At 34.0% G+C, this 25203-nt stretch carries 27 protein-coding genes and 1 pseudogene; 16 read left to right on the forward strand and 12 right to left on the reverse strand.

Annotation, left to right across the window (positions count from 1 at the left end; translation table 11 throughout):
* Window positions 1-73: 73 nt before the first annotated feature.
* On the forward strand, window positions 74-607 hold the full coding sequence (locus BMW39_RS17155; RefSeq protein ID WP_034978091.1) for a glutathione peroxidase: 534 nt from the start codon (window positions 74-76) through the stop codon (window positions 605-607).
* A 70-nt stretch (window positions 608-677) separates the two neighbouring features.
* Here the strand turns inward: BMW39_RS17155 and BMW39_RS17160 are convergent, their stop codons facing one another.
* Both BMW39_RS17160 and gcvT read right to left on the reverse strand, forming a co-directional pair.
* Complete coding sequence (locus tag BMW39_RS17160) at window positions 678-1148, reverse strand: PepSY-like domain-containing protein (RefSeq protein WP_051880027.1); 471 nt, start codon at window positions 1146-1148, stop codon at window positions 678-680.
* 91 nt (window positions 1149-1239) lie between these two features.
* Complete coding sequence (gcvT, locus tag BMW39_RS17165) at window positions 1240-2319, reverse strand: glycine cleavage system aminomethyltransferase GcvT (RefSeq protein WP_034978089.1); 1080 nt, start codon at window positions 2317-2319, stop codon at window positions 1240-1242.
* Window positions 2320-2463: 144 nt separating this feature from the next.
* Here gcvT and BMW39_RS17170 point away from each other — a divergent pair, with 144 nt between their 5' ends.
* The gene (locus BMW39_RS17170) at window positions 2464-2796 is read left to right on the forward strand and encodes a zinc ribbon domain-containing protein YjdM (RefSeq protein ID WP_034965113.1); all 333 of its coding nucleotides are present in this window, start codon (window positions 2464-2466) and stop codon (window positions 2794-2796) included.
* Window positions 2797-3217: 421 nt separating this feature from the next.
* Here BMW39_RS17170 and BMW39_RS17175 read toward each other — a convergent pair whose 3' ends face one another.
* Window positions 3218-4153 (reverse strand): sulfate/molybdate ABC transporter ATP-binding protein, encoded by a 936-nt coding sequence (locus BMW39_RS17175; RefSeq protein WP_034978087.1) that lies wholly within the window; start codon window positions 4151-4153, stop codon window positions 3218-3220.
* An 83-nt stretch (window positions 4154-4236) separates the two neighbouring features.
* Between BMW39_RS17175 and BMW39_RS17180 the strand changes: the two genes are divergently transcribed.
* Complete coding sequence (locus BMW39_RS17180; RefSeq protein WP_034978085.1) at window positions 4237-4896, forward strand: YceI family protein; 660 nt, start codon at window positions 4237-4239, stop codon at window positions 4894-4896.
* A 311-nt stretch (window positions 4897-5207) separates the two neighbouring features.
* Here the strand turns inward: BMW39_RS17180 and BMW39_RS17185 are convergent, their stop codons facing one another.
* Window positions 5208-8075 (reverse strand): type I restriction endonuclease subunit R, encoded by a 2868-nt coding sequence (locus BMW39_RS17185; protein ID WP_034978081.1) that lies wholly within the window; start codon window positions 8073-8075, stop codon window positions 5208-5210.
* 90 nt (window positions 8076-8165) lie between these two features.
* Window positions 8166-9089 carry a tyrosine-type recombinase/integrase gene (locus BMW39_RS17190; protein ID WP_034978078.1) on the reverse strand — a complete coding sequence of 308 codons (924 nt, stop codon included), beginning with the start codon at window positions 9087-9089 and terminating at the stop codon, window positions 8166-8168.
* A 128-nt stretch (window positions 9090-9217) separates the two neighbouring features.
* Here BMW39_RS17190 and BMW39_RS17195 point away from each other — a divergent pair, with 128 nt between their 5' ends.
* From BMW39_RS17195 to BMW39_RS17205, 3 genes are all read left to right on the forward strand, one after another.
* Window positions 9218-9799 (forward strand): restriction endonuclease subunit S, encoded by a 582-nt coding sequence (locus tag BMW39_RS17195; protein ID WP_074719371.1) that lies wholly within the window; start codon window positions 9218-9220, stop codon window positions 9797-9799.
* A 513-nt stretch (window positions 9800-10312) separates the two neighbouring features.
* The gene (locus BMW39_RS17200) at window positions 10313-10999 is read left to right on the forward strand and encodes a tetratricopeptide repeat protein (RefSeq protein ID WP_051880114.1); all 687 of its coding nucleotides are present in this window, start codon (window positions 10313-10315) and stop codon (window positions 10997-10999) included.
* Window positions 11000-11182: 183 nt separating this feature from the next.
* A complete protein-coding gene (locus BMW39_RS17205) occupies window positions 11183-11800 on the forward strand; it encodes a hypothetical protein (RefSeq protein ID WP_034980074.1) in 618 nt (205 codons plus the stop codon).
* 77 nt (window positions 11801-11877) lie between these two features.
* Here the strand turns inward: BMW39_RS17205 and BMW39_RS17210 are convergent, their stop codons facing one another.
* Window positions 11878-12282 (reverse strand): helix-turn-helix domain-containing protein, encoded by a 405-nt coding sequence (locus BMW39_RS17210; RefSeq protein ID WP_034980071.1) that lies wholly within the window; start codon window positions 12280-12282, stop codon window positions 11878-11880.
* Window positions 12283-12461: 179 nt separating this feature from the next.
* Between BMW39_RS17210 and BMW39_RS17215 the strand changes: the two genes are divergently transcribed.
* The 4 genes from BMW39_RS17215 to BMW39_RS19365 all read left to right on the forward strand — a co-directional run bounded on the left by BMW39_RS17215 (window position 12462) and on the right by BMW39_RS19365 (window position 15569).
* A complete protein-coding gene (locus BMW39_RS17215) occupies window positions 12462-13019 on the forward strand; it encodes a hypothetical protein (RefSeq protein WP_034980068.1) in 558 nt (185 codons plus the stop codon).
* 68 nt (window positions 13020-13087) lie between these two features.
* Complete coding sequence (locus BMW39_RS17220; protein WP_034980066.1) at window positions 13088-13738, forward strand: hypothetical protein; 651 nt, start codon at window positions 13088-13090, stop codon at window positions 13736-13738.
* Complete coding sequence (locus tag BMW39_RS17225) at window positions 13735-15405, forward strand: hypothetical protein (RefSeq protein WP_034980064.1); 1671 nt, start codon at window positions 13735-13737, stop codon at window positions 15403-15405. The genes BMW39_RS17220 and BMW39_RS17225 overlap by 4 nt, the downstream gene beginning before the upstream one ends.
* Window positions 15402-15569, forward strand: coding sequence for a hypothetical protein (locus tag BMW39_RS19365; protein ID WP_165569379.1), 168 nt, complete (start codon window positions 15402-15404; stop codon window positions 15567-15569). The genes BMW39_RS17225 and BMW39_RS19365 overlap by 4 nt, the downstream gene beginning before the upstream one ends.
* Window positions 15570-15801: 232 nt before the next feature.
* On the opposite strand, the gene BMW39_RS17230 is transcribed toward BMW39_RS19365, so the two are convergent.
* Both BMW39_RS17230 and BMW39_RS17235 read right to left on the reverse strand, forming a co-directional pair.
* Window positions 15802-16107, reverse strand: coding sequence for a helix-turn-helix domain-containing protein (locus BMW39_RS17230; protein WP_034980062.1), 306 nt, complete (start codon window positions 16105-16107; stop codon window positions 15802-15804).
* Window positions 16094-16399 (reverse strand): helix-turn-helix domain-containing protein, encoded by a 306-nt coding sequence (locus tag BMW39_RS17235; RefSeq protein WP_034980060.1) that lies wholly within the window; start codon window positions 16397-16399, stop codon window positions 16094-16096. Before BMW39_RS17235 ends, BMW39_RS17230 begins: the two co-directional genes overlap by 14 nt.
* 597 nt (window positions 16400-16996) lie before the next feature.
* Here BMW39_RS17235 and BMW39_RS19640 point away from each other — a divergent pair.
* Entirely contained in the window at window positions 16997-17125 is a 129-nt protein-coding gene (locus BMW39_RS19640; protein WP_256333851.1) for a hypothetical protein, read from the forward strand.
* A 257-nt stretch (window positions 17126-17382) separates the two neighbouring features.
* Here BMW39_RS19640 and BMW39_RS17240 read toward each other — a convergent pair whose 3' ends face one another.
* The gene (locus tag BMW39_RS17240; RefSeq protein WP_245750500.1) at window positions 17383-17664 is read right to left on the reverse strand and encodes a DUF6922 domain-containing protein; all 282 of its coding nucleotides are present in this window, start codon (window positions 17662-17664) and stop codon (window positions 17383-17385) included.
* A 177-nt stretch (window positions 17665-17841) separates the two neighbouring features.
* Window positions 17842-18264 carry a DUF3408 domain-containing protein gene (locus BMW39_RS17245; protein WP_034980058.1) on the reverse strand — a complete coding sequence of 141 codons (423 nt, stop codon included), beginning with the start codon at window positions 18262-18264 and terminating at the stop codon, window positions 17842-17844.
* Between the two features lie 519 nt (window positions 18265-18783).
* Between BMW39_RS17245 and mobA the strand changes: the two genes are divergently transcribed.
* From mobA to BMW39_RS17265, 4 genes are all read left to right on the forward strand, one after another.
* Window positions 18784-19218, forward strand: coding sequence for a conjugal transfer protein MobA (gene mobA, locus BMW39_RS17250; protein WP_034980056.1), 435 nt, complete (start codon window positions 18784-18786; stop codon window positions 19216-19218).
* A gap of 4 nt (window positions 19219-19222) precedes the next feature.
* Window positions 19223-20485, forward strand: coding sequence for a conjugal transfer protein MobB (gene mobB / locus BMW39_RS17255; RefSeq protein WP_034980053.1), 1263 nt, complete (start codon window positions 19223-19225; stop codon window positions 20483-20485).
* A 158-nt stretch (window positions 20486-20643) separates the two neighbouring features.
* Window positions 20644-22200 carry a type I restriction-modification system subunit M gene (locus BMW39_RS17260; RefSeq protein WP_034980050.1) on the forward strand — a complete coding sequence of 519 codons (1557 nt, stop codon included), beginning with the start codon at window positions 20644-20646 and terminating at the stop codon, window positions 22198-22200.
* Window positions 22201-22247: 47 nt separating this feature from the next.
* Window positions 22248-23381 (forward strand): restriction endonuclease subunit S, encoded by a 1134-nt coding sequence (locus BMW39_RS17265; RefSeq protein WP_074719372.1) that lies wholly within the window; start codon window positions 22248-22250, stop codon window positions 23379-23381.
* Here the strand turns inward: BMW39_RS17265 and BMW39_RS17270 are convergent.
* The gene (locus tag BMW39_RS17270; RefSeq protein WP_074719373.1) at window positions 23374-23910 is read right to left on the reverse strand and encodes a restriction endonuclease subunit S; all 537 of its coding nucleotides are present in this window, start codon (window positions 23908-23910) and stop codon (window positions 23374-23376) included. The two genes, BMW39_RS17265 and BMW39_RS17270, sit on opposite strands and share 8 nt — an antisense overlap.
* Window positions 23911-24034: 124 nt before the next feature.
* Here BMW39_RS17270 and BMW39_RS17275 point away from each other — a divergent pair, with 124 nt between their 5' ends.
* Window positions 24035-24631 carry a restriction endonuclease subunit S gene (locus tag BMW39_RS17275; RefSeq protein ID WP_051880117.1) on the forward strand — a complete coding sequence of 199 codons (597 nt, stop codon included), beginning with the start codon at window positions 24035-24037 and terminating at the stop codon, window positions 24629-24631.
* Here the strand turns inward: BMW39_RS17275 and BMW39_RS19370 are convergent.
* Window positions 24624-25203 (reverse strand): annotated as a pseudogene (locus tag BMW39_RS19370) (hypothetical protein); the annotation flags it as partial. The gene BMW39_RS17275 and the pseudogene BMW39_RS19370 sit on opposite strands and share 8 nt — an antisense overlap.

Genomic DNA, 25203 nt, shown 5'->3' on the forward strand with positions numbered 1-25203 from the left:
TCACATTACAAATCCCCAAACTTGTTTTAAATTTGATTTTTAAATTGTCTTTAAAAAAATTTAAATTACTTTTATGAAATACTTACTTATAATTATGTTTTCACTTTTCGGATTTTCAAAAAACAAAGCGCAGGCAAAATCGATTCACAGTTTCAAAGTAGAAGCCTTGGACGGCTCTACAATTGACTTTTCTAAATTCAAAGGCAAAAAAATATTGGTTGTGAACACGGCCTCGGAATGTGGTTTTACACCGCAATACAAAGATTTGCAAAAATTGGCGGACACTTATAAAAACAAATTGGTGGTCGTAGGTTTTCCAGCAAACAATTTTGGAGGACAAGAACCAGGTTCCAACAAAGAAATTGCAACGTTTTGCCAAAGAAACTATGGCGTGGATTTCCCGATGGCTTCTAAGATTTCTGTAAAAGGTGACGACATCGCGCCCATCTACAAATTCCTGACAGACAAGAAAGAAAACGGTGTGAAAAACACAAAAATCCTATGGAACTTCACTAAGATTTTGCTTGATGAAAAAGGAAATGTGATTGACAGCTTTATCAGCACCACCAACCCAACGAGCGAAAGCATCACGAAATATTTGAAATAGACGGAAGTCGGAAGATGGAAGTCAGAAGTCAAAAAAAAAGCGTTCAAATTATTGAACGCTTTCTTTTTTATTAATCGATTCGCAAAAAATTTCCATTTTTATCAAATTCCAAGTCGATGTCATTATTTAAATCAACTTTGATTTTATTTTTCTCTTTGTCAATAGATTCTACTTTGGCGCCTTTGTATTTTTTATCGACATAAGCTTTTATTTTTACAGGAATCAAAGCCGTCGGAACGCCTTGTTTGTCGCTTATTTCTTCCCAATTTCCATTTTTATCGAAGTCGATTTCTACGCCGTTGTTCAGTTTCACTTCGTACTTTCTACCGACAAGCGTGTTTTTGGATTCGTATTTTGTAACTGTGGCTTTTGGATAATATTTCGCCAAAAAACTTTTGATATTTGCTGGCATTTGCTGGAAAGGCACAGAAATATTGGTTGAAATTACTTCTGATTTTAAAGCAATTTCTCTTTTTTCTACGGCTTGGAACATCATTGCTCCAGAGAAGAACAGTACTAGACTTAGTTTATTTGATTTCATAATTAATTATTTTTCTGAAATTTACTAAATTATTGACAATCAAAAAAGCGACCAAAATAGTCGCTTTAATTATTTTAAAATCAAAATCAATTTAAACAAAAGGCAATTTCACCACTTTCGCAGGAATGTCTTTGTTTCTAATTCTGATGAAAATCTCTGAGTCCAGTTTGAAGTTTGGTGTATCAACGTAAGCCAATCCTATTCCCACTTTCTTCATTGGTGACATTGTTCCGGAAGTTACTTTTCCGATGATTTTTCCGTCTGCATCTACCACTTCATAATCGTGTCTTGGAATTGCTTTTTCTAACATTTCGAAACCTACCAATTTTTTGGTAATTCCTTCAGCCTTTTGATTTTCCAAAAATGCTTTATTCACAAAATCTTTATCAAATTTCGTAATCCAACCTAATCCAGCTTCAAGTGGAGATGTTGTATCGTTGATGTCGTTTCCGTAGAGACAAAATCCTTTTTCCAATCTTAAAGTGTCTCTGGAAGCCAATCCGCAAGGAATCAATCCGAAATCTTGTCCAGCTTCGGTTAGCGCGTCCCAGATTTGCTCGGCATTGTCATTATTAAAATAAATCTCAAAACCGCCACTTCCCGTGTAACCTGTATTCGAAATGATGACATCCGAAAAACCAGCCACAGAACCCACTGTGAAATGATAATATGGAATGGCTGACAAATCTGTCTCGGTCAGTTTTTGAAGAATCTCAGTAGCTTTTGGACCTTGGATGGCAATCAATGACATTTCGTCTGAAGCGTTGGTCATCTTCGCCCCGAATTTCGCATTGTATTGTGCGATGTGATTCCAGTCTTTATCGATGTTTGAAGCGTTTACCACTACGAAATATTTCTCATCTTCCATTTTGTAAACAATCAAATCGTCCACGATTCCGCCAGTTTCGTTTGGCAAACAAGAATATTGTGCTTTTCCGTTCTCAAGCGCATCCACATTATTGGAAGTCACAAATTGCAAAAGGTCTTTGGCAGACGGACCTTCGATGAAAAATTGTCCCATATGAGACACATCGAACATTCCCGCTTTTTCGCGGACAGCAAAATGCTCCTCGTTGATTCCGGCATATTGAACAGGCATTTCGAAACCTGCAAAGGGAACAATCTTGGCTCCCAAAGAAACGTGTTTATCGTATAAAGCGGTCTTTTTCATCTACTTTTTTATTAATTTATTTATTGCAAGCAAATCTAAAAATTTATTATGAGTTTTTGGTTATGAATGATAAGTTACATTTCCAAATTAATATCATTTTTAGATTGCGACATTAATGTTAACTTTGCGACTCAAAACAAAACTATGAGCGACACGATTCTTTGCCCGAAATGCCAATCCGAATTCACCTACGAACAAGACAATCTGCAGGTTTGTTCCCAATGTTTCTACGAATGGGACCCGGCAGAAGTTTCTACGGAGGGGAAAATTTTCGATTCTCTTGGCAAGGAATTGCAAAACGGAGATTCTGTGATTGTCATCAAAGACCTTCCCGTGAAAGGTGCTCCGAAAGATATCAAGGCTGGAACGAAAGTGAAAAACATTAGACTAAGACCAGAAAGTGACCACAATATCGATTGCAAAATTGATGGTTTTGGGTCGATGGCTTTGAAGTCTGAGTTTGTTAGAAAAGCTTAATAGAAAAGAAAAAATAAAACACTTCGACTCCGCTCAGTGTGACAAGTTTAATACTAATTGTCAGGCTGAGCGGAGTCGAAGCCTTTTAGATATTAAAAGAAAAAAGGAAAAATTTGGCAGGGTCGACTTTCAAAGACTTTGATTGCTTGCGCTAATTTCAGTCCTTAGGGGCAGAAAGAGAATTAACCAAAAATTTCCTGATGTATTTTCGTTTAGCAAAATTAGAAATTATTTTTAATTCAACAAACTGGAAATCTATAAGTTATCCATATTTTATCCACAAAAAAAATCCATTTAATTATTGAGTGGGAATTTGAACGCAAAGTCCGCAAAGACTTTTTTGAAATTATTGAAAATATTTTAGGGTTCGCAAAGACGTAAAACTCATCAAAGTTTATAATTAAATAGGTAATATAATTAATTATAAAAATTTAAGATTCACTTTTCCTTCCAGAAATTCATCTGTATAGATAATGATTGGCTTATCATTAATCAATAACTTGTTTCGGTAATGAGAACCTGCGAAACGGCTGTCAGAAACGGTTGCCTCTACTCCACTTTCGGCAATTTTAATTTGATGTGGGAAGTAATTGGTTTTCTTTAAATTCAATTGAGACTTTTCTTCTTCCGTGAAAATATTGACCTCGCCGAGAAGCCTTGCAACGTAATCATTGTAAGGATTTTCGTAGGTTTCTTTCGGCGAATCATTTTGAATTAATCGTCCTTGTTGCAAAACCACGATTTTGTCCGCCCAAGGTAAAACTTCTTCTAAATTGTGCGTCGAAATAATTAAACTGAGATTATTTTCTTTGACATAATTAAAAAGCTTTTCCCTCAACTCAAATTTTCTAGAAAAATCCAAGTTGCTGAAAGGCTCATCCAACAAAAGCATTTTCGGAAGAACCGCCAAAGCCCGTGCAATCGCGACTCTTTGCTGTTGACCGCCACTCAGATTCTTTGGAATCACTTTCGCAAATTCCGTCAAACCGACAACATCCAGCAACTCTTCGACTTTCGCTTTTTTTTCTTTTAGATTAATGTTGGAAATATATTTCCCGACGTTGTCATAAACTGTTCCGTACGGCATCAAATCGTAGTTTTGTGCTACAAATTTCATTTGAGATTCACCTGGAACCAGATTGCCTTTTGGTCCAAAAAGTTTTTCGCCTTCAAACAAAATGTCGCCACCTTGCCAATCTATCAAACCATAAATCAAACTCAGCAAAGTCGATTTTCCACAGCCACTTTCGCCAACCAAAGCGATGATTTGTCCTTCATCCACATTCAGATTAAGATTTTGAAACAATGGTTTATCGGTCTGATAATTGAAATACAGGTTTTTAACTTCTAACAACATCTTGCAAAATTAGTGGGTGAAATCGTAATAATTTTATTATTTTAGCAAAAACACAAATTTAGACATTATTTAAAAATTTCATTATGAAAAAGACAACTTTAATCTCCGCCATTTTATTGATTTCCGCTTCGGTTTTCATCATTTCTTGTGGAAAAGATAAACCCGTGACCAGCGAAAGCAACGAAGTTTTGACAACATCCGACGGACAAGTCTATGTTGTGGATACGCTAAACAGTAAAGCGGAATGGAAAGGTTTCAAAGTTGTAAAGTCTGATAACACCAGTCACATCGGACATTTGAAATTCGAAAGTGGTGAAGTAACGGTGAAAGAGAATAAGTTGGAAAGCGGACAATTCGTGATCGATATGACGTCTCTTTCGAATGAAGATCTTAAAGATGCAGAATCCAATGGAAAGCTTTTGGGACATTTGAAAAGTGCAGATTTCTTTGATGCTGCAAAATTCCCGACTGCTTCATACGAAATTACGAAAGTGTCGGAAGGACTTGCAGGAAGCGATTACAATACAGTTTTGGACGGAAACCTAACTCTAAAAGGAATTACAAAACCTTTCACTTTCAATGCCAATGTAAAAGTTGACAAAGGCGAATTGATGATCGCTACAGAACCCAAAGATATCAATAGAGATGAGTTTGGTGTGAAATTCCAGATGCCTGCCGCTGAAGGTCTGATCAAAAACGAGATCAATATCCAAGTTAAAATAAAGGCAATTGAAAAGAAATAACTTGAAGAAACAATAGACAAGACTTGATCCTCAAGATTAAAAATTGAAATCTGCTTTCCAAAAAGGCAGATTTTTTTATTTTAAAGTTTTCAGGAAAAAGCTGTATCGGTTGAATACTAAGCTTTTATAAAGATTATCAAAAAAGTCAGGTAACGATTTGGTAACGGTGCTTATTGCTTTGCTTTTCAACGTGTTTCCGTTAGCTCAAGGCAAATATACAATAAATAGAAGGATCGGAAAATTAAAACCTATCCTTTATTTATCACTCTTAAATATTTTTGATTCTTATGAATTCCTACTAGAATAAAACATTAATTTCCTGATATCCCATTAACAAAAGTATCTACGAATCCAATGATTTTATTTAGAATACGATCTCCGATTTCCTTAGATTTTAATACACTCGGTCTTCCTTCTTTTCGTAAATCTAAAATTTCTTTTCGCAAAGGTTCACGTTCTGTAAACAAATAATTCTCTATCAGTCTTTCCGTTTTTTCTTCAGAAAGATTTTCTATCTTGACTAGTTCCTGAAGTGCTTTTTCTTGCTCTACATTCCAGAATTTTTCGAACTCTTCAGGAATGGTATCCGTATCTTCAATATGGGGTAAACTTTCCTGAATAAATTTCTCAATCAATTCCCTTTTACTTCTTAATGATACTTCGGTGTTCAGTAAATTGAAAATGTCTTTTTCAATACTTTCTTTATCTTTTGCATTATGTTTAGAATTGAATTTAATCAGTAACTGAAGGATATAGGTTACATTGATGGTATCACGCCTAATCAATTCCAATTCAAAATCTATATCATTGAGAATAGACGCTTTTTTAGAGGGGTCAGTAGGATCAAGTCTTTCTTTTAAATCCAAATATTTGCTCGTGTAATCTGCAAAAAGCTGTTCTTCCATCTGTAAATCATCCCAAGTAAATTCTGTATAATGGCTCATTTTTTTGTGCAAACGCATCATGGCACGGAAAGCCAAAATAAATTGTAGCTGATCTTCTTCCGAATATAAACCGTCAACAGATACTACTTGTGGAACGATTTCTAATAATTTCTGCGTGGCTTCGTTAAACTTTTCTACATACGCTTCGTATGGTTCCACTATAATTTCGTCAATTGCTTCTTTATTGCTGAATAAAGCGATTGCTTCGTCTGTTTTGTCTTTAAGGTTTCGGAAACATACAATATTTCCCTGTGTTTTATTCTTATCTAGGATACGATTGGTACGGCTAAACGCTTGTATCAATCCATGATATTTCAGATTTTTATCAACGTATAAGGTGTTTAAATATTTACTATCGAACCCTGTCAAAAACATATTGGCAACCAACAAAATATCTGTCTCATTTTGTTTTGACTTCTTTGCTACTGCATTGTAATAGTTGTAAAATCCTTCGGTATCTTTTACGTTCTGTTTCTCTCCAAATAATTCATTAAAGTCTTGTACATACGTTTCTAATAATTCTCTACGATGAGGTTTGTAGCCGTAAACTGCTTGTGGTTCAGCAACCATTCCTAATTGGGAATAAACAGTATCTTCCATTTCCTCTTCATTCTGAGCAAAGCTAAAAATAGTCGCTATTTTTAAATCGTGCTGTCCCTCTTGTTTTTTACGCTTGAAAATTTCATAGTAGTGAATGACGGAATCAATATCCTGTACACACATCATGGCACAAAACTTCCTGTTTTGCGTTTTCTGCTCGTGGTATTGAATGATGTAATCTACAATGGCTTCCTTTCGTTCAGGAGCTTCAAAAACTTCAGTTTCATTGATTTGCTCTACTTTTAAATCAATGATATGTTCTTTTTGTTTGAAAGTCTGAATGTATTCTACAGAAAATTTCAGTACATTCTCATCACGTATAGCATCTGTAATCACATATTTATGCAGACATTTCCCAAACAAACTTGCTGTTGTTTTTTCTCCATCTGCATTCTCTGCCAAAATAGGTGTACCTGTAAAGCCAAATAGTTGAATATTGGTAAAATAATTGACGATATTTTTGTGGGTATCACCAAATTGCGAACGATGGCACTCATCAAAGATAAAAACCATCCTTTCGTGCTGAATAGATTTCATTTTTGATAAGTTTCTACCTGAAATTGCATTATTTAGCTTTTGAATGGTGGTAACAATGATGTGAACATTCGGGTCGTTTAATTTGCGAATAAGGTCATCCGTATTAGTTGCAGAACTTACCGAGCCCTTACTAAATTTATCATACTCCTGGTTGGTTTGATAATCCAAATCTTTTCTATCTACCACAAAAACCACTTTTTTGATAGCTGGAATTTTGGATAGAATCTGACTGGCTTTGAAACTGGTTAAGGTTTTTCCACTTCCAGTTGTATGCCAGATGTAACCATTTTTTTCGATGTTATAGCCATTCAGAATTTCGTTTTCTTTTACCTTTTTGATAATACTTTCTACCGCATAATACTGATATGGACGAAGTACCATCAGACGTTTATCAGTTTCATTCAGAACGATATACTTACAAATCATTTTACTGATATGACAAGGTTCTAAAAAAGAATCGGTAAAACCGTTTAAAATATTATTTAATGGATTATTTTGTTCGTCTGTCCAATGAAAAGTCTGAAGATATTCCTGCTTATGTGTTCCAAAATTGCTGAAATATTTGGTATTTACACCGTTACTTATAACGAATAATTGTACAAAATGAAACAAACCCTTTCCAGCACCAAAGCTATGTTTTTGATATCGGTTGATTTGGTTGAATGCTTCTTTCATTTCCAAACCTCTTCGTTTCAGCTCGATTTGCACTAAAGGCAATCCATTCACCAGTAAGGTAACATCATAACGGTTTTCATATTTACCTTCTTGTGTAATTTGATTGGTCACCTGATATTCGTTTTGACACCAATGTTCTACATTGAGAAATTCAAAATATAGGTTATCACCATTATCCCGAATGATATGATGTTTCTTTTCACGCAATATCTTGGCTTTTTCAAATACAGAACCTTTATTGAGTATATTCAACACTTTTTCAAATTCGCTATCACTGAATTGTATATGATTATGTTTTTCTAACTGTGTTTTCAGGTTTGCCAGTAAAGCTTTTTCATCAGCAATAAAAGCGTATTTATATCCCAATTTCTGTAATTGGGCAACGAGTTGCTCTTCTAGAATTTGTTCGGACTGCTTGCTCAAAATAATTATGAATTAGGAGTTTATCTTGTTCTTTCCATCTATGCACAAATTTAACAAAATAAAATGTTCTCCTAATCCATAATCTAAAACTTATCTAAGCGCCTTAAACATCTGCTCAATAGCTTTCTTCTTTTGTTCCATATTAGGATGTACATAAAGATTTAACGTGGTGCTGATGTTGGAATGCCCTAATAGTACACTTACCGTTTTATAATCACAATTACTTTCAATACATCGGGTTGCGAAACTATGTCTTAAACCGTGAAATTTCAGTTCAGGCATTTTTAATTCTTTCATTAAGTTCTTGTAATAGCTTCTGTAGGTTCTTGGCTCCGTAGGTTTCGCATCGTTTGTCAATACAAAAAAGGATGGGTTCACAATCTTTTTAAAGGGTTTCAATATTCTTAATAAATCCTTACTTATCGGAATTTCACGAATAGAATTTTTAGTTTTCGGGGTATCCAGAATCAATTCCGTTCTACGAGTTCCATCTTCTATCACATAAATACGCTGGATGGTTCTGTTAACACTGATAATTCCGTTATCGGTATCAATATCTTCCCAAGTTAAGGCACATACTTCCCCAATACGCATTCCTGCACTTAAACATATATATACACCTAAATTTCTAAATGTAAAATGTTCTTGTATATAGTTCATTATTTTTTTTTGATCAGTCTTGGTAAGCACTTCAATATTATGCTTTTCTCGTTCAGTAGGAAACTGGATATCAAAAGGGGTATACTGTAACCATTTGTTTTTAGCTCCAAATTTCAAAATCATTTTCAGAACAATTAAAATATCCTTAATTGTTTTATGACTTAAACCCGTTTCCAATTTTTGAAAAACAAAGCTTTGGACATCTGCTTCCTCAATTGCAAGTTTGTTGCCGAAATTAGGCAGTAGATGATTTTCAATCAATAGCGTATAAGCTGAGAAACTTGACTTTTTTACATACTGTTTTTTGTCTATTTTCCATAGATCGATAACTTCTGAGAGTTGTTTTTTGTTCATTTTATTTGAATTAAATATTTAAAATGACAAAGGAAGCAGAAAGGAATTAAATGCGTTAGTATTTCAATCGGAGGATAAAGCTCTCCTCAATCTGCATTAAAGAGATTTGTAATCCCGATGTTCCTAATTTGAGATTTCCTGAATTTACGGAGGAATGGGAAACTAAGAAGTTGGGGGAAGTAGCAACAAATGTTATGTACGGTATGAATGCTGCTGCAACTAATTATGATGGCGAAAATCAGTATATACGAATCACAGATATCGACGAACAAACTAGATTATTTTGTCCTAATCCGTTATCATCTCCAGATGGAGAGTTAGACAATAAGTACTTGTTACATAAGGGAGATATACTTTTTGCAAGGACAGGAGCGAGTGTCGGAAAGTCTTATCTATATAATGATAAGGATGGTAAGATTTACTTTGCAGGCTTTTTAATTCGTCTTAATGTGAGAGATGAAGACCCATATTTTATTTTTTCACAAACACTAACCGAAAAATATCAAAGATGGGTACTAACAATGTCAATGCGCTCAGGGCAACCAGGGATTAATGCGGAAGAATATAAATTGTTACCAATAGTCATTCCATCAATCCAAGAACAAGAAAAGATTTCGTCATTTCTGTTCAACTCCACTTTTCTGAAGGTAAAAAAGGTGATCGTGGATCTGCTCAGGATCCAATTCTGTCGGGATTTTCCCGAAATGTAGCGACACCGCAGCCACGTGTCGGGAGTAATTATTGAACGTACTTTGGCTTCTTCCCAGCACCGAAACGGTACGTTCAAAACGGCTTAAAAGTTCTGTAAAACCAGGCACTTCGCGCTTTGCCTGATTGATGATTTTGTTTTCTCTGAGCTCGTCTAAACTCTTTTTTTTGTAGCCATTCTATTGATTTTTTAATTAACTTTACAAAGTAACTGATTTATGCGATTGGGAAAGCTACCGAAGGTTTAGTTCAACACGGGTTTGGCAATAGCGGGCGGAACGTCATCAGTTCACGTTTTGTACTTCGATTAAAATTTGTATTATAGTTGACAGTTTCTGCTTCGATTTGCCCGCCATCGCCAAGCCCCGAAACGTTGGCGGTCATTCTATTGACGACCGTGCTAAATAGAACGGGGAAACAGAAAACCGAATAGAGTAAGTATTAAAACAAACCAAAAACTAAATGGGACTATTTGACTTTTTAAATCGGGCGACAGTAAAAAACCTTCAATTGATTTGACAGACTTTAAGTTTTTATCTGACGACCATACAAGAATTGAAAACAGGCGACCAACGACAGCAAATAATAAAGGAGCTTGGAGAGGAATTAGAGTGAAAACTTCCGACAATGCAACTTTCTTCGTGACAATGTATAATATGAATGAAAACCATCCTGTTTGGGGCGACAATATCCAGATGGCAGAGAAACGAATGAAAATAATTGAAGAGAATAATGAGAAAATAATTCTTCGTGGTTTTGGGACTGATGCAATGGGAGCATCATTTGCTGATTACGGTTTGACACTACACAAATCAAACAAAATAATAAAAAAAGTTACTTTACATATGCACAACAGAAGTATTGACATAGCATATGAAAAAGCCGAAGACAAAAAACAGGCTGAAACTTTAAACCAATATTCTGACTTTGAGAATTTTAAAAATTTCTCACAAAAATGGAATCTAAATATGCAGATGCAAGAAAAGATGCAAATTGCAATTCAAAGTGACGAAATAAATAATCTTGGTGCAAATGCTCATAGAAATGATGATTTATCAAATGCAATAAAGTACTTTGAACAAGCATTGGCAATTATGCCTAACAATGACGATGCTCTGAAGAACTTAAAAATTTGCTATCGTCAAATTGGAAACTTTCAAAAAGTCGAGGAAATGGAGAAAAAACTTAACTATTTAGGCTAGGACAACGAACGAACGAACGAACGAACTGCCAACAAGCGTTTTGCATAGTGGGGCAATAAGGCAAATTTCAACAGTTGTTCTTGGGTTCAACTTTTGTCGAAAATTGAGGTCTTTGTATTTCTTTTCCCCATCATCGCAAATCCTTGAAACATTATACGAAATTTCAAACCAAAATTTGTAGAATTGAACAAAGAATCATTACGTAGGTTATTAGAATTACGAAAAGAAGCTGAATCTCTGCCCACAGAATTGTTATCAGAAAGAAATTATGAAATATATACTGGAACTGAAGCAGACGAAGATAGAGCTGAAGTTTACAATGAATTATCTGCAATAAGAGAAAACAAGGATAAAATTATTAGAAAAATAATTGGTTTTTTAAATGCTAATGTTGATGAAGAAAGTGTTTATCACACTCAATTATCTAAAATTACATTTAGACCTAAAGAAGGAATATTCAATATTATTCATTATAAAAATAATGAAGCGTGGAGATTTGACAGAACTAAATTATTAAATCTTTTAGAAATACTTGAGAATGAAATTAGAGAAAAAATGAATTTACCTAAAAATTACTCTGAAAGTAGTATTTTTTCATCTGGGTTATTTTGGACTATTTTACCGTTGTTTATAGGCTTATCCTATTTTTTTGGAATATATAAAGCAGAATTTGATAAATCTGAAACGCAAAAAGAGCTTAACAAAGCAAAGTTTGAAATCCAAAATTTAAAAAATAAGAATATACTTTTGAAAAGAAAAATAGACTCTTTAAAAGCAAGTAAAAAATTACAATATAATTAGTCAAATTTTCATAAGAAAGGCTCAACCTAAGTTGAGCCTTTCTTATGAAAAAGTAATTATCCCGAATTACTCATATTTTATTTGTTGATAAGCTTCTCCAGCCTATCCATCATCTCATCTTTCTCCTTTAACATCCTTTCGTACAAAGCAATCTTTTCTTCGTGAAGTTTAGTAAGTTGATCAATTGGATTGATATTTTGTACTTCAATTCTATTGTTAAACATTGCATTGTCAGAGAATGTGCAAGAAATTAAGTTTACAGCCTGCTCTTCATCAAAGTTTTGAAAAGCCTCAACAGGAATTTTAAGTGCAGTAGAAATCGCTTTCAATAGATCATCTTCTATAATATCCTTTTGCTCTAATATAGAAATTTTCTTTTGATTCCATTCTTCGCCCAAGTCAAAAGCCAAAGCTTCCTGCTTGATACCAAGCATTTCTCTAAAGCGTTTCACGTTTCTTCCTTGATGTATTTTCTGTTCCATAGTGGTTATCAAAATTTAAAGGCTTAAAGATAAAGCCATTTCTATTAATTCGTCTGAATTGTAAAGTTAAAAAATTATCCTGTAAAATATCCCTACCAACAGATATTTTATTCCCTAAAAGAATAGATTAGTCAACAGCAACAACAGAATTTAGTTCTCACATTTTAAAACCTATTCCTATGAAAAAGTCTAAAATATCGTTGGAATCTTTTTTCTGGTCAGCAGAAGAGATTGAAAATCCTTTTGCACTAATTGATTCCTTTTTTGATTACGCAGATTTAGATTCACACAAGCAGATCCTGACAGGCGCAATGCTGTTTGTCCAAAAGAAAGAGGTCTACAATAGTGATTATCCAGGACAACTATTTGTCTTTTACACTGCCTTCCGCTCTTTCCTAAAAGCCTGTGTACGGTTGCAACACAAAGACAAAAAGTGGAAGATAAAAGAATCACCCGAAAGCTGGTCTTATCTGCATCAAGCTTCTTTATTAAAGGACGAATATCTTAATCCTTTCCTTGTTTTCCAAAGAGCATTTACCGAAAAGACCTTTGCCGAATTTGATTTCTTTCTTTGCGAGATCTTCCATCTGTCAGCATCTCCCTTCGTAGAAGAGTTTGTAGACATTGATCTGATAACACCTTATATCCATATGGTGAAAATGCTTGATGCAGCACAGTTGATGCGAGAGCGTGGAATCGAAAAGATAAAAGATAAAAAAGTCGATATTTCCGAATAATATATCCCTATTCGGAATAGAATATCCCTCTACCCTTGAAGAACTTTACTAAAAATAAAATTATTGATATGAAAGATAATAAACACTTTAGCAAAGAGAAACAGCTTGTACAAACAAGAGAGCAGGCTGAGATTGCATTAGGCATCCTCGTTCAGAATTCCCAAGGCGAAGATCTTGAAATTGGAATATTCAGACTGCGTGACCAATTGAATAATCCGAAACTGTCAAAACTTCTCGATAACTATCCCAATCTGATTCAGGAATACGAGTTGGAGGAATTGCTCGCAGGTAACATCGATTTCAAGAATGCAAGCACGCAGGATGTCAAGACAGCAGGACTGCTGTCTTGCATATTATTACTCATTCATTTTTACTTCAACGACAAATCAAATAATAGGGTCGAATCCAAATTCGAAACTGATGAATTGGATAATTTTAATAGTGCGCAATACATAATCAACGCAACTACTTCCGAGGAATGTATTAATGAGCTATTCCTACTAATATTATCAATAGTAGGAATAGATTACTTTAAGAAATATCAAGAAAATATGAAAGACCCTGATTTTGTTTTGAAACAGACTTTGGGATTTGACAGCGATCCCGACATGGATGTACATATCGATATGATGGTATGGTTTGCCTTGGTTCGCTTATTTATTGAGGCTATCTTTATATACTATGAGAGTGATTATGAAACTAAAAACGATCAGCTATGAAAACGCCAAATAAATCTCCGTTTTCAGTTCTCGCAAACGAGTTCTTGGAAAATACATTGGATCAGCTTGTAAACAACTATTCAATTGTTCAAATATTCTACAAACAGGAAAATACCTCAACGAGATCACACCTGCTGATCTCTGTCGCTAAAAATGCGGATGCTGTAAAATTACAGTCAAAAAAATGGGTTGCCGAAGTCAGAGAACAATATCAGGTCTATATTTATTTTATTGATTATTCCAGAATCGAATACCAATTCTCAAAAGGTCACCCATTCATCGAATATCATTGTCAACAATCATCAATGATCTATCAAAATGAAGACTCACGATCTTCACTCTTGATCAATAGAAACTGGAAAAAATATTGCAAAAAGTTCAATCGCTATGAAGATACTTTCCACCACGACCACGAGATCCATCAGTTGCAGGTCGAAAGGCTGATCGTTGAGAATTCCTACAATAGTGTATTTACTTCTTATGAAAAACTGATCGAATTTGATCTTGAATATTTGGAAGAATTATTTACCGGAAACAGGACATTCGACATTGCTCTGAACAAAAGAATAAATAATCTGCTGATCTACATTCCGGAACTTAAACAATATTTTGTCAAAAAGAATCAGCACGAATATTTTATCACTGAAATTTTTGACGAAACAAAGAAATCAATTGAAGAGGATGATTTATTCTACAATTCAGAAATGTTTGATTCTCTACGCATCATTTCAGATTCTTTATATACATTCATCTCGGTTCGATTCTACAATTTTAAGCATCTTATTAAAAAGCAATATGACAAGGTATCTAATGTGAATGAAGATCTATTTCCAATCGAGGAATCTCCAAAAGATGAAATTCTCGACAAGGCAATTGACAGAATATTGACCTTCGCAGAATTGGAACAGATCTATTTTTTTCATCAAACAACCTATGGAGAAGTAAAAACTTATTATTTACTGCTAATTGGTCTGAACGTAAACAATGAAAAAATTAAAGCCATCACACATTCTTTAATGAGCCTTTTTGGAACTCAAAACAAGTTTTTATTGGTAGGTCACGAACGGTACTGGATTCAAAAGAATCTCCGTGAGTTCCAAAATTTCTTTGTTTTCATTATGCAAGGCAAACATCTCGTCTATTCCTCAGATCAGTATCATCCGGAACCACACTGGGAAACGCCCCATCATCCACAGCACAATGACCTGTATTTTTACTACAAAAGCACATTGGGAAGTTCATTGCAATTTTATAAATTGATTGATGGAGAGGAAGGCAATTATCAGGGAGTAGATAATATCTTTTCTTTATTTCTCCTGTCATTTTTGAGAACATACATCTATGCAAAAACCTACTATCTGCCAAATTATATGACCACGGAAGCTCTTTGGCAATTATGTATCTACGCAGATCAAGACATTCATAAGTACAACTATCTTTTCGAGCAATTCTCAGTCAACATATTTTCCTTTACTGATTATAATATGAGCGTACATCACAGTTTAGCAAAAGTTAACACAGAGAAAGCAGATCAGATGAAAATGATTGTAGAAAAGCTGATGAATAAACTCAGAGAAGCCTTAATAGGTGGTCAATTATTGGACGGTGCAGAGATGGGATTTATATTTGAGAAAACTGATGGTTCAATTACAAATACAAATCCATGACTCAGACAAAACAAATCAAGAAGATCCCAATAGAAGAGGTAATGGAATTCTTTAATAGCGAAGGTATGGAAGTAACGCAGGAGGAAGCAGAAAAGATTATGGAATTTCTGTATAGCCTGACACTTATAGTTATCAAAAAGTATTTCGATAATGATGAGGAATAATATTCTTTTAGTGGAAAATTACTACTCAAGTACATTGCATCAAGTCAGCTTATTTAATAATAGTGGATACATTTTTTAAAATAGTAAGAGGAGGTCGGTATCAATTAGGAAACGAAGGGACAACTTGAAATACGTATTGTAATAATCAGAAACGTAGATTAGAAAAATGCTTTTGCAAGATAGCCCATTGTTTGAAAAATGGGCTTTTAGTTGTCTTAAACAGCTACAATTTTTAAATATTTTTCTCATTATTCAGCGAACGTCGATAATTATTTTCCAATAATCTGATAATGTCCGATTCTCTAAAAAGTATTTTCCGTTCGAGCTTGATAAAAGGAATCAGTCCGTCATCTCTGTATTGTTGTAAAGTCCGTTTGCTGATGTGAAGCATCTTGCAGACCTGTTCGCCTGACAGGTAGATTTCCCCCTTTAGAAGTGGGTGAAAATATTCCCTGATATAAAGTAGTTCGTTTTTGATGCCAACCACAGCTTCAAGCAGGGCAAGCATATCTTTATTCGAATTTTCAATCTGTTCCATTTTTTCTGCTTTTTAATATTTGACCTGACTGCATCAGAAATTCAACATCTGTCATCTTGAAGTAATTTTTGCGATTGACCTGCGTAGCTCCGAGAATTCCTTTCACTCTATAAGTCTGCAAAGTTCTTTTACTAATGTTTAGCAATTGGCAAACTTCCTGCCCATCTAACCATTTAGTTGCCTGTTGTATTGATTTGTAGGGAGCAGTAATTTCTGCAATCAAATTCGTAACTTCCTTTACTTCTTTATTCAGTGCTTCTAAAATCTGAATATCTAGAACCGTTATTTCCATGTCTTAACTATTTAAAACCCGAAAATAAAATCTAATTTTAAGTAATTTCCAATATTGTATTCGCTGGCATTATTTGTCAGACTCCTGCAAAAATAGTAGGCTGTAGTATCAATCTAGAGTTTATTTTTTTAAGAGTATTTTGTTGCAATTGGATTGTGCTTTGGGCTTTAATTGCAGGCTTTTTAATAATCTACAATAGCTGAATGTTTTCAATGTTTTTCAAGTCATAGAATATAGCCATTATTGTGTACCAATGGTGCTTTTAGTTTGGACGGATTGCTTCTGGTTTTCGAGGAATATTCTACTGAACATCCTTCTCCTATAAATTTTCTATTTCTTTGGATTGGCTTCATATGATCTGCAACGTTTTGTATTATCCACCTTGACAATAAATAGAATTATTTGGCTCGCAATGACATTACAAACAAACAAACAAACTTGATCCTAAAACAATTTAATTTGCCTGTGCTTTTCCTTAGGTAAATTAAAAAGTTTTGAACGGATATTATAGAAAGAATAACAAAAATATCCGATCTGAACACCAGAGAGTATTTTTCGTTATCCTTTCAGTGGCTTTCAAAGCCACATAAAATATTAATGGAATCTCATCCGCTTTTTAGAAGCGGAACATTGGGAAAATATGGTTTCCAGAATAAAACAGATAAAAAGACAGCTAAGTTGGGAAGGGCATCCCACGCAAAAGCCGGTCAAAAGCTTACGGCATAATGAAAAAGAAAAAGCTCCGAAAAATTTTTTCTTTTTCACCCTTCGGGACTTATTCCGTTTCCTTTTGTCTCATCATTGCCCTTCCCATATATCTGCTTTCTTTTTTTCTCCTTTTTTTCTTTTGGAAATATTGTTAGAGAATTTATCGACATTTACAATATTTTTAGATATAAACAATATTTCTCGTGTATTCGATGGAGTGCCTTTGACTGTCTTCATAGCAGATGTTGCGGAGAAAAAAAGCGAAAAGAATACGATTATTTAGGATTATATCTTTTTAAATCCATTGATATGGCTTGTCCTTGCGATTCAGGTAGCAGTACATTTCTTCTTTTTGAAGTAAGGGGGAATAATTTCAGGCTTTTTCGATGGCATCGTTGGGCAGAAAGTAAATTGGTCACGATAACCGTGACCAATTTTTCATATCCATAAAAACAGATGAGCTTACCAATCTCCTGCTGACCAATACGTTCTGCAATTCGGGAAATAATTGTCTTATAGGCTTTGATAAAGTCCATTGCATCAATGTCGAAATCCAAAAAAAAGAAACGTTCGAGATTTGGAACTTCATTGTTTTTTACGCTTGCTTCTATACTCTAACTATTCGGTTTTTCAGCTTTGCATTATTTATTTCAACGTCTCAAAGGGTGGTACCTTATATCGTTTACTTGTATTTTTTTAATATTTTCTGCTCGTGATAACACTATTTAAAGAAGTTAGAAAATAGGTTTATTTTTTTCATTAAAACTGGTCGTGATAGACTCTTCAAACTCCCCAAAGTGATGATCCAGTAGGTTATACAGATAGGCATAGATAGTGGTATTATTATCTCCTATCACCTGAACAATTCGGGAGAGTTTTTTATGATGATCGGGATCAATGTACACTGATTTTCCGTGCCGTGCCGTACTTTTTACATCTTTGAAAAATATTTCTTCATAATCGGTTCGGCTGTAGCTTTTTGGACGGGTGTGTACTTTCTTCAATGGTTTTTCCTGTTCCTGTCCCTCAGCTTTTTTCTTTTCCGTAATTTCTTCTGCGGAAATATCAAATCCTTCCTTTCGTACCCCGTCAACCATCAGGTTCATCATTTTTGCCTCGTCAATGTCCGATTTTAATTTTTTGTTATTGTCATCCATGATTTTAATTTTATTGATTGTTGTAAATTATACTACGTGATTTGAAATATTGCTTTATAGCTGTAATTACTTCCATTTGCAACTGTGTAAATCCTTAATTCCGTCCTATAGAAAATCCACCTGCAAACTTGTCTGTCTTTTTAGCTGATTGGAGCTGTGTATAACCGTGGCTACGACTTCCTGTTTGCATAGCTGAACAGTTAACTGCTTGGACAAATAACGGGCTGTATGCACAAACTAAATAAAAGGTGGTCTTTGAAGGTATTGTTTGGTATTCAATATCCGGCTATCAAATGACTGTTATTCAACTGGTCTTAGTGATATTTGCAATAGAAGCAATGGGGTTATCTATGATAACCCTGATCTGTCATCAAGACGGATTTTCTGAACTCCTGTTCAGAGCAAGTTATCTTTTGAGGTACTCGAAATGAATTTCGGCACCTCAAAAGCACTTGCCCTTGCAGGGGGCTGGAAACGGCTCCGAAGTCGCCCGTTTGTTTAAAATTAAATTGGATCATTATGGAAAAGAAAAACAGAAATCAGATTAAAAAGACCGGAAGAAAACCGAAGATTGACCCTGCGGTACATCGGTATTCTTTTAATCTCAATGAAGTGGATAACGCCAAGTTCCTTGCTCTTTTTGACCAGTCGGGAATGAAAGTGATAGCTCATTTTATTATGGTTTGCATCTTTCAGAAGACGGTAAAGACCGTTAAAATTGATATAGATGCAGTAGAATACCACGCAGGATTGACCAAATTTTTCGGTCAGTTTCGAGGAATCGCAACCAATTACAATCAGATCGTGAAGCTTTTGAATACTAATTTTTCGGATAAAAAAGCATCTGCGTACCTCTTTAGATTGGAAAAACAAACAATAGAAATGAAAGAATTATTGCTAAAGGTTTTAATTCTGACAGAAGAATTTGAGAAAAAACATCTAAACAAGGAGTAGATAAATGATTGCAAAAATCGGGAAGGGAAGCAATATGTACGGAGCGATTTTGTACAATCAACAGAAAGTGGACAATGAGAATGGAGCGGTTCTTTTACTGAATAAGATACCCGATACTATAGACGGCAGGCATTCTACCCAATATTTCCATAAATGTTTTGAACCTTATCTTTCTACAAATATCAAAACAGAAAAGACGGTGCGCCATATATCGCTGAACCCAGATCCTGCGGATAAGGTCAGCGATGAGCAGTTTACGGATATGGCTCAGGAATATATGGAACGTATGGGGTACGGCAATCAGCCCTATATCGTTTTCAAGCATATGGATATTGACCGCACGCATATACACATCGTTTCGACGTGTGTAGGAATTGACGGAAAGAAAATCTCCGATGATTATGACCATCATCGCTCCATGGCTATCTGTCGGGATTTGGAAACAAAATATAACCTGAACAAAGCTACGGAACGGAAGCAGAAACAAGCTGATAAGATTTTTAAGCCTGTAAATCATAAAAATAGGGACATTAAAAGTCAGATTGCTTCGGTAGTACGGCATCTGCCAAAATATTATAGTTATTCTACTATGGGTAGTTACAATGCGTTACTTTCCCTTTTCAATATCACAGCAGAAGAAGTCAAAGGTGAGAGGAATGGTCAAACCGTAAACGGATTGGTCTATGTGGCATTAGATGAAAACGGTAACAAGACAAGCAATCCGTTCAAAGCATCACTTTTCGGAAAAGATGCAGGAGTAACACAGCTTCAAAAACATTTTGAGCAGTCCAAAGAAAAAATGAAAAACAACCCTGCAAGGTCTGTTGTGAAAAACAAGGTTGAACTTGCCATTCATACGACAAGCAACGAAACGGATTTTAAAAAGGAACTTGTAGAGCAGGGTATCAATACCATTGTCCGTAAGAACGACGATAGACGGATTTACGGAATGACTTTTATTGACCACGAAAGCCGTAGCGTTTGGAATGCTTCACAATTAGATAGAAGACTGTCGGCAAATGCATTCAACGACTGGTGGAATAATGGAAATAAACCCGAATTAAAGATTCAGGATAGCCCTATTTATAATACTAACACGATAGACGACCAAACAACAAAAGACCTTTTCGAGTTTATCTCTCAGGAGCATTCGCAAAGTTATGATTTGGGATTACACAGTTTGCTACCTGATGAACTGGGGGAAGATTATGAGGAAGAACAGTTTGCTAATAAGATGAACAAAAAGAAGAAAGGGAGAAGGTTTTAATAGATATTCTCAATTAAAACTAGCCGATTATTAAGTTAAATTTAATATTATAAAAATCGATCATTTTGTATTGAGCAATAATGTTTAGAAGGTAAAAGTTTACTATTTTAGTCGATTCTTAAGGGTTAATAATCCCTAATCAAATAACGTTTATTTCAATGTCAGAAGAACAGAAGAAAATCTTAGAGCAACAGCTCTGGAATATAGCTAATACACTACGTGGGAAAATGAATGCTGATGAATTCCGAGATTACATTTTAGGATTTATTTTTTATAAATATTTAGCTGAAAAAATGGAAATTTATGCTAATTCCATCTTGGAAGAAGATAAAATCCAATTCAGAAATATTGATGAGAATACAGCAAAAGGCTTAGAATATATTGAAGCGATTAGAGAAGAATCTCTTGAAACTTTAGGTTACTTTTTAAAACCGTCTGAATTGTTTAGTGAAATCGCTAAACGAGGAAATAGTGGAAGCAACAATTTCATTCTTGAAGATTTACAGAAGATATTGACCAATATTCAGTTAAGTACAATGGGAACACAAAGTGAAGAAGACTTTGAAGACCTGTTTTCTGATATGGATTTAAATAGCAATAATTTAGGTAGAACAGCAGATGCCCGAAATGCTATTATTGTAAAAGTATTAGTGCATTTAGACGAGATTGATTTCAAATTGAATGATACGGAACTTGATGTATTAGGTGATGCTTACGAATATTTGATAGGTCAGTTTGCCAGTGGTGCAGGAAAAAAAGCTGGCGAATTCTATACCCCTCAGGAGGTTTCTAAGATTCTGGCAAAAATTGTTACTACAGGTAAGAATAGACTTAAATCAGTATATGATCCAACTTGTGGTTCAGGTTCATTATTATTACGTGTCGCAAGGGAAGTGAAAGATGTAAATAATTTCTATGGACAAGAAATGAACCGTACAACTTACAATCTTGCCCGAATGAATATGATACTTCACGGAGTACACTATCTAAAATTTGACATCAAGCAGGAAGACACTTTAGAACATCCACAACACGAAGGATTGTTAGCAGAAGCAATTGTAGCAAATCCTCCATTTTCAGCCAACTGGAGTGCCAATCCTTTGCACCTTAGTAACGAGCGATTTAGTCAATACGGCAAATTGGCTCCGGCAAGCAAAGCAGATTTTGCCTTTGTCCAACATATGATACATCATCTTGCCGAGAACGGTACAATGGCAATTGTGTTGCCACACGGTGTACTGTTTAGAGGTTCGGCAGAATTGCATATTCGTAAATATCTTATCGAACAGAAAAATTATCTAGATGCTGTAATTGGTTTACCTGCCAATATTTTTTACGGAACAAGTATTCCTACTTGTATTCTGGTGTTTAAAAAATGTAAGGAAGATCCAGATCATATTTTATTTATCGATGCAAGTAAGGAATTTGAGAAAGTAAAAAACCAAAATATGTTGCGAGAAAGTCACATTGATAAAATTGTGGAAACCTATCGTAACAGAACAGTCATTGATAAATACAGTCATTTGGCTACTTTAGAAGAAGTTGCTGAAAATGACTATAACTTGAATATTCCAAGATATGTCGACACTTTTGAGGAAGAAGAAGAAATAGATATCCAAGCAGTAATGCAGGAGATTAAATCCTTGGAGACCAAACGGGTTGAACTGGATAAGGAGATTGATGTTTATTTCAAAGAATTGGGACTTGTTTTTTAGTTTTTTATATCCTTAATGTTTTTACTAACGAAAATTGAATCATCGAGATGATAAATAAAAAATTAAAAGTAGGTAACGTTCCTAATTTGAGATTTCCTGAATTTACGGAGGAATGGGAAACTAAGAAGTTAGGAGATATTGCTACGTTTTCAAAGGGAAAGGGAATTTCTAAAAGTGATATAGAAGACAATGGAATTATTGAATGTATAAGATATGGCGAACTCTATACACATTACAGAGAAGTTATCAATGAAATAAAATCCAAGACTAATGTAAATACATCGACTTTAGTTTTAAGTGAAATGAATGACGTCATAATTCCTGCTTCTGGCGAAACAACAATCGATATCGCAACAGCTTCCTGTGTCATGAAATCTGGGATTGCATTAGGAGGTGATTTGAATATCATTAAGACTAAGAATAATGGAATCTTTTTGTCTTATTATCTAAACAGTAAAAAGAAAATGGAAATAGCTAATTTAGCACAAGGTATTTCCGTAGTACATCTATATTCAAGTCAACTAGCTTCTCTTTCTTTAAGTCTGCCAAAGCTCAATGAGCAAAATAGAATTTCTTCATTTTTGGCTTTAATTGACGAAAGAATTCAAACCCAAAACAAAATAATTGGACAATTAGAAACCTTAATTAAAGGGCTTTGTCAAAAACTAATTCTAAAGCAAGTGCCAAATAAAAAATTAAGTGATTGTGTTTCTTGTTATTCATCATCATTAACAGAATCGAATGTAATTGATAAAAATGGAGTTTATCCAGTTTATGGAGCTACAGGTGTTATTGCATTTACGGAAAATCCACAAATTAATGAAGATGCCGTTTTAATAATCAAAGATGGCTCTGGAGTTGGAAAGGTGCAATTTGGAGCGGATAAATTTTCGGTTATTGGTACTCTAAACTATTTAACTGCAAAGTCTGAAATTAATTTAAGATATATTTTCTTCTGCCTGAAATTTTTTAACTTTGAAAAATACAAAGTTGGTTCTGGAATCCCACACATTTACTTCAAAGACTACGGAGAGTCTACTATTTTCTGTCCTTCTTCGGAAGAACAAGATAAAATAGAGAAATTATTATCAACTATTGACGAAAAAATAAATATTGAAAAAAAATCACTGCAAAAATATGAGATACAGAAAAAGTATCTTCTACAAAACCTATTTATATAAATAGGTTTTGTAGAAGATATTGCTTTTGAGATTGGTGTTTAATTAATATTTTTTTCTCTATTTGTAACTTTTGGTCAATGCTTGATAATAATCCAGCAATATTAATTTGTTCTTCGAGGGCGGGAATATATATTTTGATTTGTTTAACAATTTCAGCAGATAGATTCCCTTGACCACCTTGTAAATATCTACTTACGATACTCTCCTTTTTGTATGATAAATAAGAGTAAATGAAATAATGATTTTGGTCTGATTTTATACAAAGAACAGCTTGGTTTATTGCTCCTCTAATCTTACTAAGTCCTATTTCACCGCTTGTTGCACCATACAAAGCATATAAGATATCGCCTACTTCAACGATTTTAGCAGAAGAATTTTTTAATCCTAATTCACTAATGAATTGTTCCGTTTTACCGCAATTTATTTCACCTGAACGAATAAATGGAATATTACCATTAAAATACTCCCGTTTAGATGTTAGTGGTGTTCCGCCTGAATAAAATGTTGCTATTTCGCCTAACTTCTTCACCTCCCATTTCTCAGTGAATTTCTTAAACCTAATTTTCTGCGAATATATTTTTTCACTTAGCCCTTTAATTAGGGATTTTATTTCCTTTGTGATTACGATTAGTAAGAAATTATTCTTACGTCAATTGAGATTTAAAAATGGAAACAATGAAAACTATATAGATTGGAATACTAAAAAGTTGGGAGAGGTTACAACTCTTATAAATAAGAGAAATAAAAATAACGAAAAGCTTCCTGTTTATTCTATAAATAACAAATTAGGATTCGTTCCGCAAAGTGAGCAATTCGAGGGAGTTGATAGCGAAGATAGAGGCTACGATATTAAATTATACAAAATAATTGCCAAGAACACCTTTGCCTATAATCCAGCAAGAATTAATGTGGGATCTATTGGCTATAGTGAAAACTTAGAGAATATTATTATCAGTTCATTGTATGTTTGTTTTAAAACAGATAACACCGTAAATGACAACTTTCTATATCAATATCTAAAGACAGATTTTTTTAATAGAGAAGTTTTAAAAAATGTTGAAGGAGGAGTAAGAGATTATCTTTTCTACGACAATTTTGCGAGAATTAAATTTGATTTACCTTGTATTGAAGAGCAAAAAAAGATTGCTGATTACCTTTCGTCTATAGATTCAAAGATTGATATTGAAAGCCAACTATTGCATAAATTTGAAGAACAAAAGAGATACTTGTTAGCTAACTTATTTATATAAATAAATTAGCTAACAAGTATTGTTTCTGCTTAAGTAATAGCGTATGAATTTCAAATTCAGTTTTTATTTTATCGTCAATACTTGATAGAAAATCTGCAACATATGTTTGTTGAATATAATTTGGTAATTGCATTTCCATAGGCTCAATTTCGGAGATATAATGCCGTTTGTGTTCATTTGATGATAGATTTAAAAATGACAAATACTCAAATATAAATTTTAGGTTAACATTTGGTTTCGCTGTCAGTATTTTAATTGCTGAAGATTTTACTTTGAATAAAAAATTAACAAACTTTATATCCATTGTAAAATCATCGAAAATGATACATTGACCTTTGTCATAAATACCAAATTCTTCATTGGTATATCCTAATACAAAAGCTTTATTTGCTGTTAGAACTGGAATTAGTGAAATATCAGATGAATAATCCGTATTTGTTACCAAATATTTAGTTGGCTGTTCATAGTTTAAAGTATCCTTAACTTGAACATATTCATTTTCTTGATTAAGAATTTGTTCGTATAGTTGATAGCGAAGCGTAATCACAAAGGAAATAAAATCCCTAATTAAA

This window comes from Epilithonimonas lactis (genome assembly GCF_900110605.1).
GTDB lineage: Bacteria > Bacteroidota > Bacteroidia > Flavobacteriales > Weeksellaceae > Epilithonimonas > Epilithonimonas lactis.

Coding starts and splice junctions, on each gene's coding strand:
- BMW39_RS17155 (WP_034978091.1), top strand. CDS start 74: ATGAAATACTTACTTATAATTATGTTTTCACTTTTCGGATTTTCAAAA.
- BMW39_RS17160 (WP_051880027.1), bottom strand. CDS start 1,148: ATGAAATCAAATAAACTAAGTCTAGTACTGTTCTTCTCTGGAGCAATG.
- gcvT (WP_034978089.1), bottom strand. CDS start 2,319: ATGAAAAAGACCGCTTTATACGATAAACACGTTTCTTTGGGAGCCAAG.
- BMW39_RS17170 (WP_034965113.1), top strand. CDS start 2,464: ATGAGCGACACGATTCTTTGCCCGAAATGCCAATCCGAATTCACCTAC.
- BMW39_RS17175 (WP_034978087.1), bottom strand. CDS start 4,153: ATGTTGTTAGAAGTTAAAAACCTGTATTTCAATTATCAGACCGATAAA.
- BMW39_RS17180 (WP_034978085.1), top strand. CDS start 4,237: ATGAAAAAGACAACTTTAATCTCCGCCATTTTATTGATTTCCGCTTCG.
- BMW39_RS17190 (WP_034978078.1), bottom strand. CDS start 9,089: ATGAACAAAAAACAACTCTCAGAAGTTATCGATCTATGGAAAATAGAC.
- BMW39_RS17210 (WP_034980071.1), bottom strand. CDS start 12,282: ATGGAACAGAAAATACATCAAGGAAGAAACGTGAAACGCTTTAGAGAA.
- BMW39_RS17215 (WP_034980068.1), top strand. CDS start 12,462: ATGAAAAAGTCTAAAATATCGTTGGAATCTTTTTTCTGGTCAGCAGAA.
- BMW39_RS17220 (WP_034980066.1), top strand. CDS start 13,088: ATGAAAGATAATAAACACTTTAGCAAAGAGAAACAGCTTGTACAAACA.
- BMW39_RS17225 (WP_034980064.1), top strand. CDS start 13,735: ATGAAAACGCCAAATAAATCTCCGTTTTCAGTTCTCGCAAACGAGTTC.
- BMW39_RS19365 (WP_165569379.1), top strand. CDS start 15,402: ATGACTCAGACAAAACAAATCAAGAAGATCCCAATAGAAGAGGTAATG.
- BMW39_RS17230 (WP_034980062.1), bottom strand. CDS start 16,107: ATGGAACAGATTGAAAATTCGAATAAAGATATGCTTGCCCTGCTTGAA.
- BMW39_RS17235 (WP_034980060.1), bottom strand. CDS start 16,399: ATGGAAATAACGGTTCTAGATATTCAGATTTTAGAAGCACTGAATAAA.
- BMW39_RS19640 (WP_256333851.1), top strand. CDS start 16,997: ATGGAATCTCATCCGCTTTTTAGAAGCGGAACATTGGGAAAATATGGT.
- BMW39_RS17245 (WP_034980058.1), bottom strand. CDS start 18,264: ATGGATGACAATAACAAAAAATTAAAATCGGACATTGACGAGGCAAAA.
- mobA (WP_034980056.1), top strand. CDS start 18,784: ATGGAAAAGAAAAACAGAAATCAGATTAAAAAGACCGGAAGAAAACCG.
- mobB (WP_034980053.1), top strand. CDS start 19,223: ATGATTGCAAAAATCGGGAAGGGAAGCAATATGTACGGAGCGATTTTG.
- BMW39_RS17260 (WP_034980050.1), top strand. CDS start 20,644: ATGTCAGAAGAACAGAAGAAAATCTTAGAGCAACAGCTCTGGAATATA.
- BMW39_RS17265 (WP_074719372.1), top strand. CDS start 22,248: ATGATAAATAAAAAATTAAAAGTAGGTAACGTTCCTAATTTGAGATTT.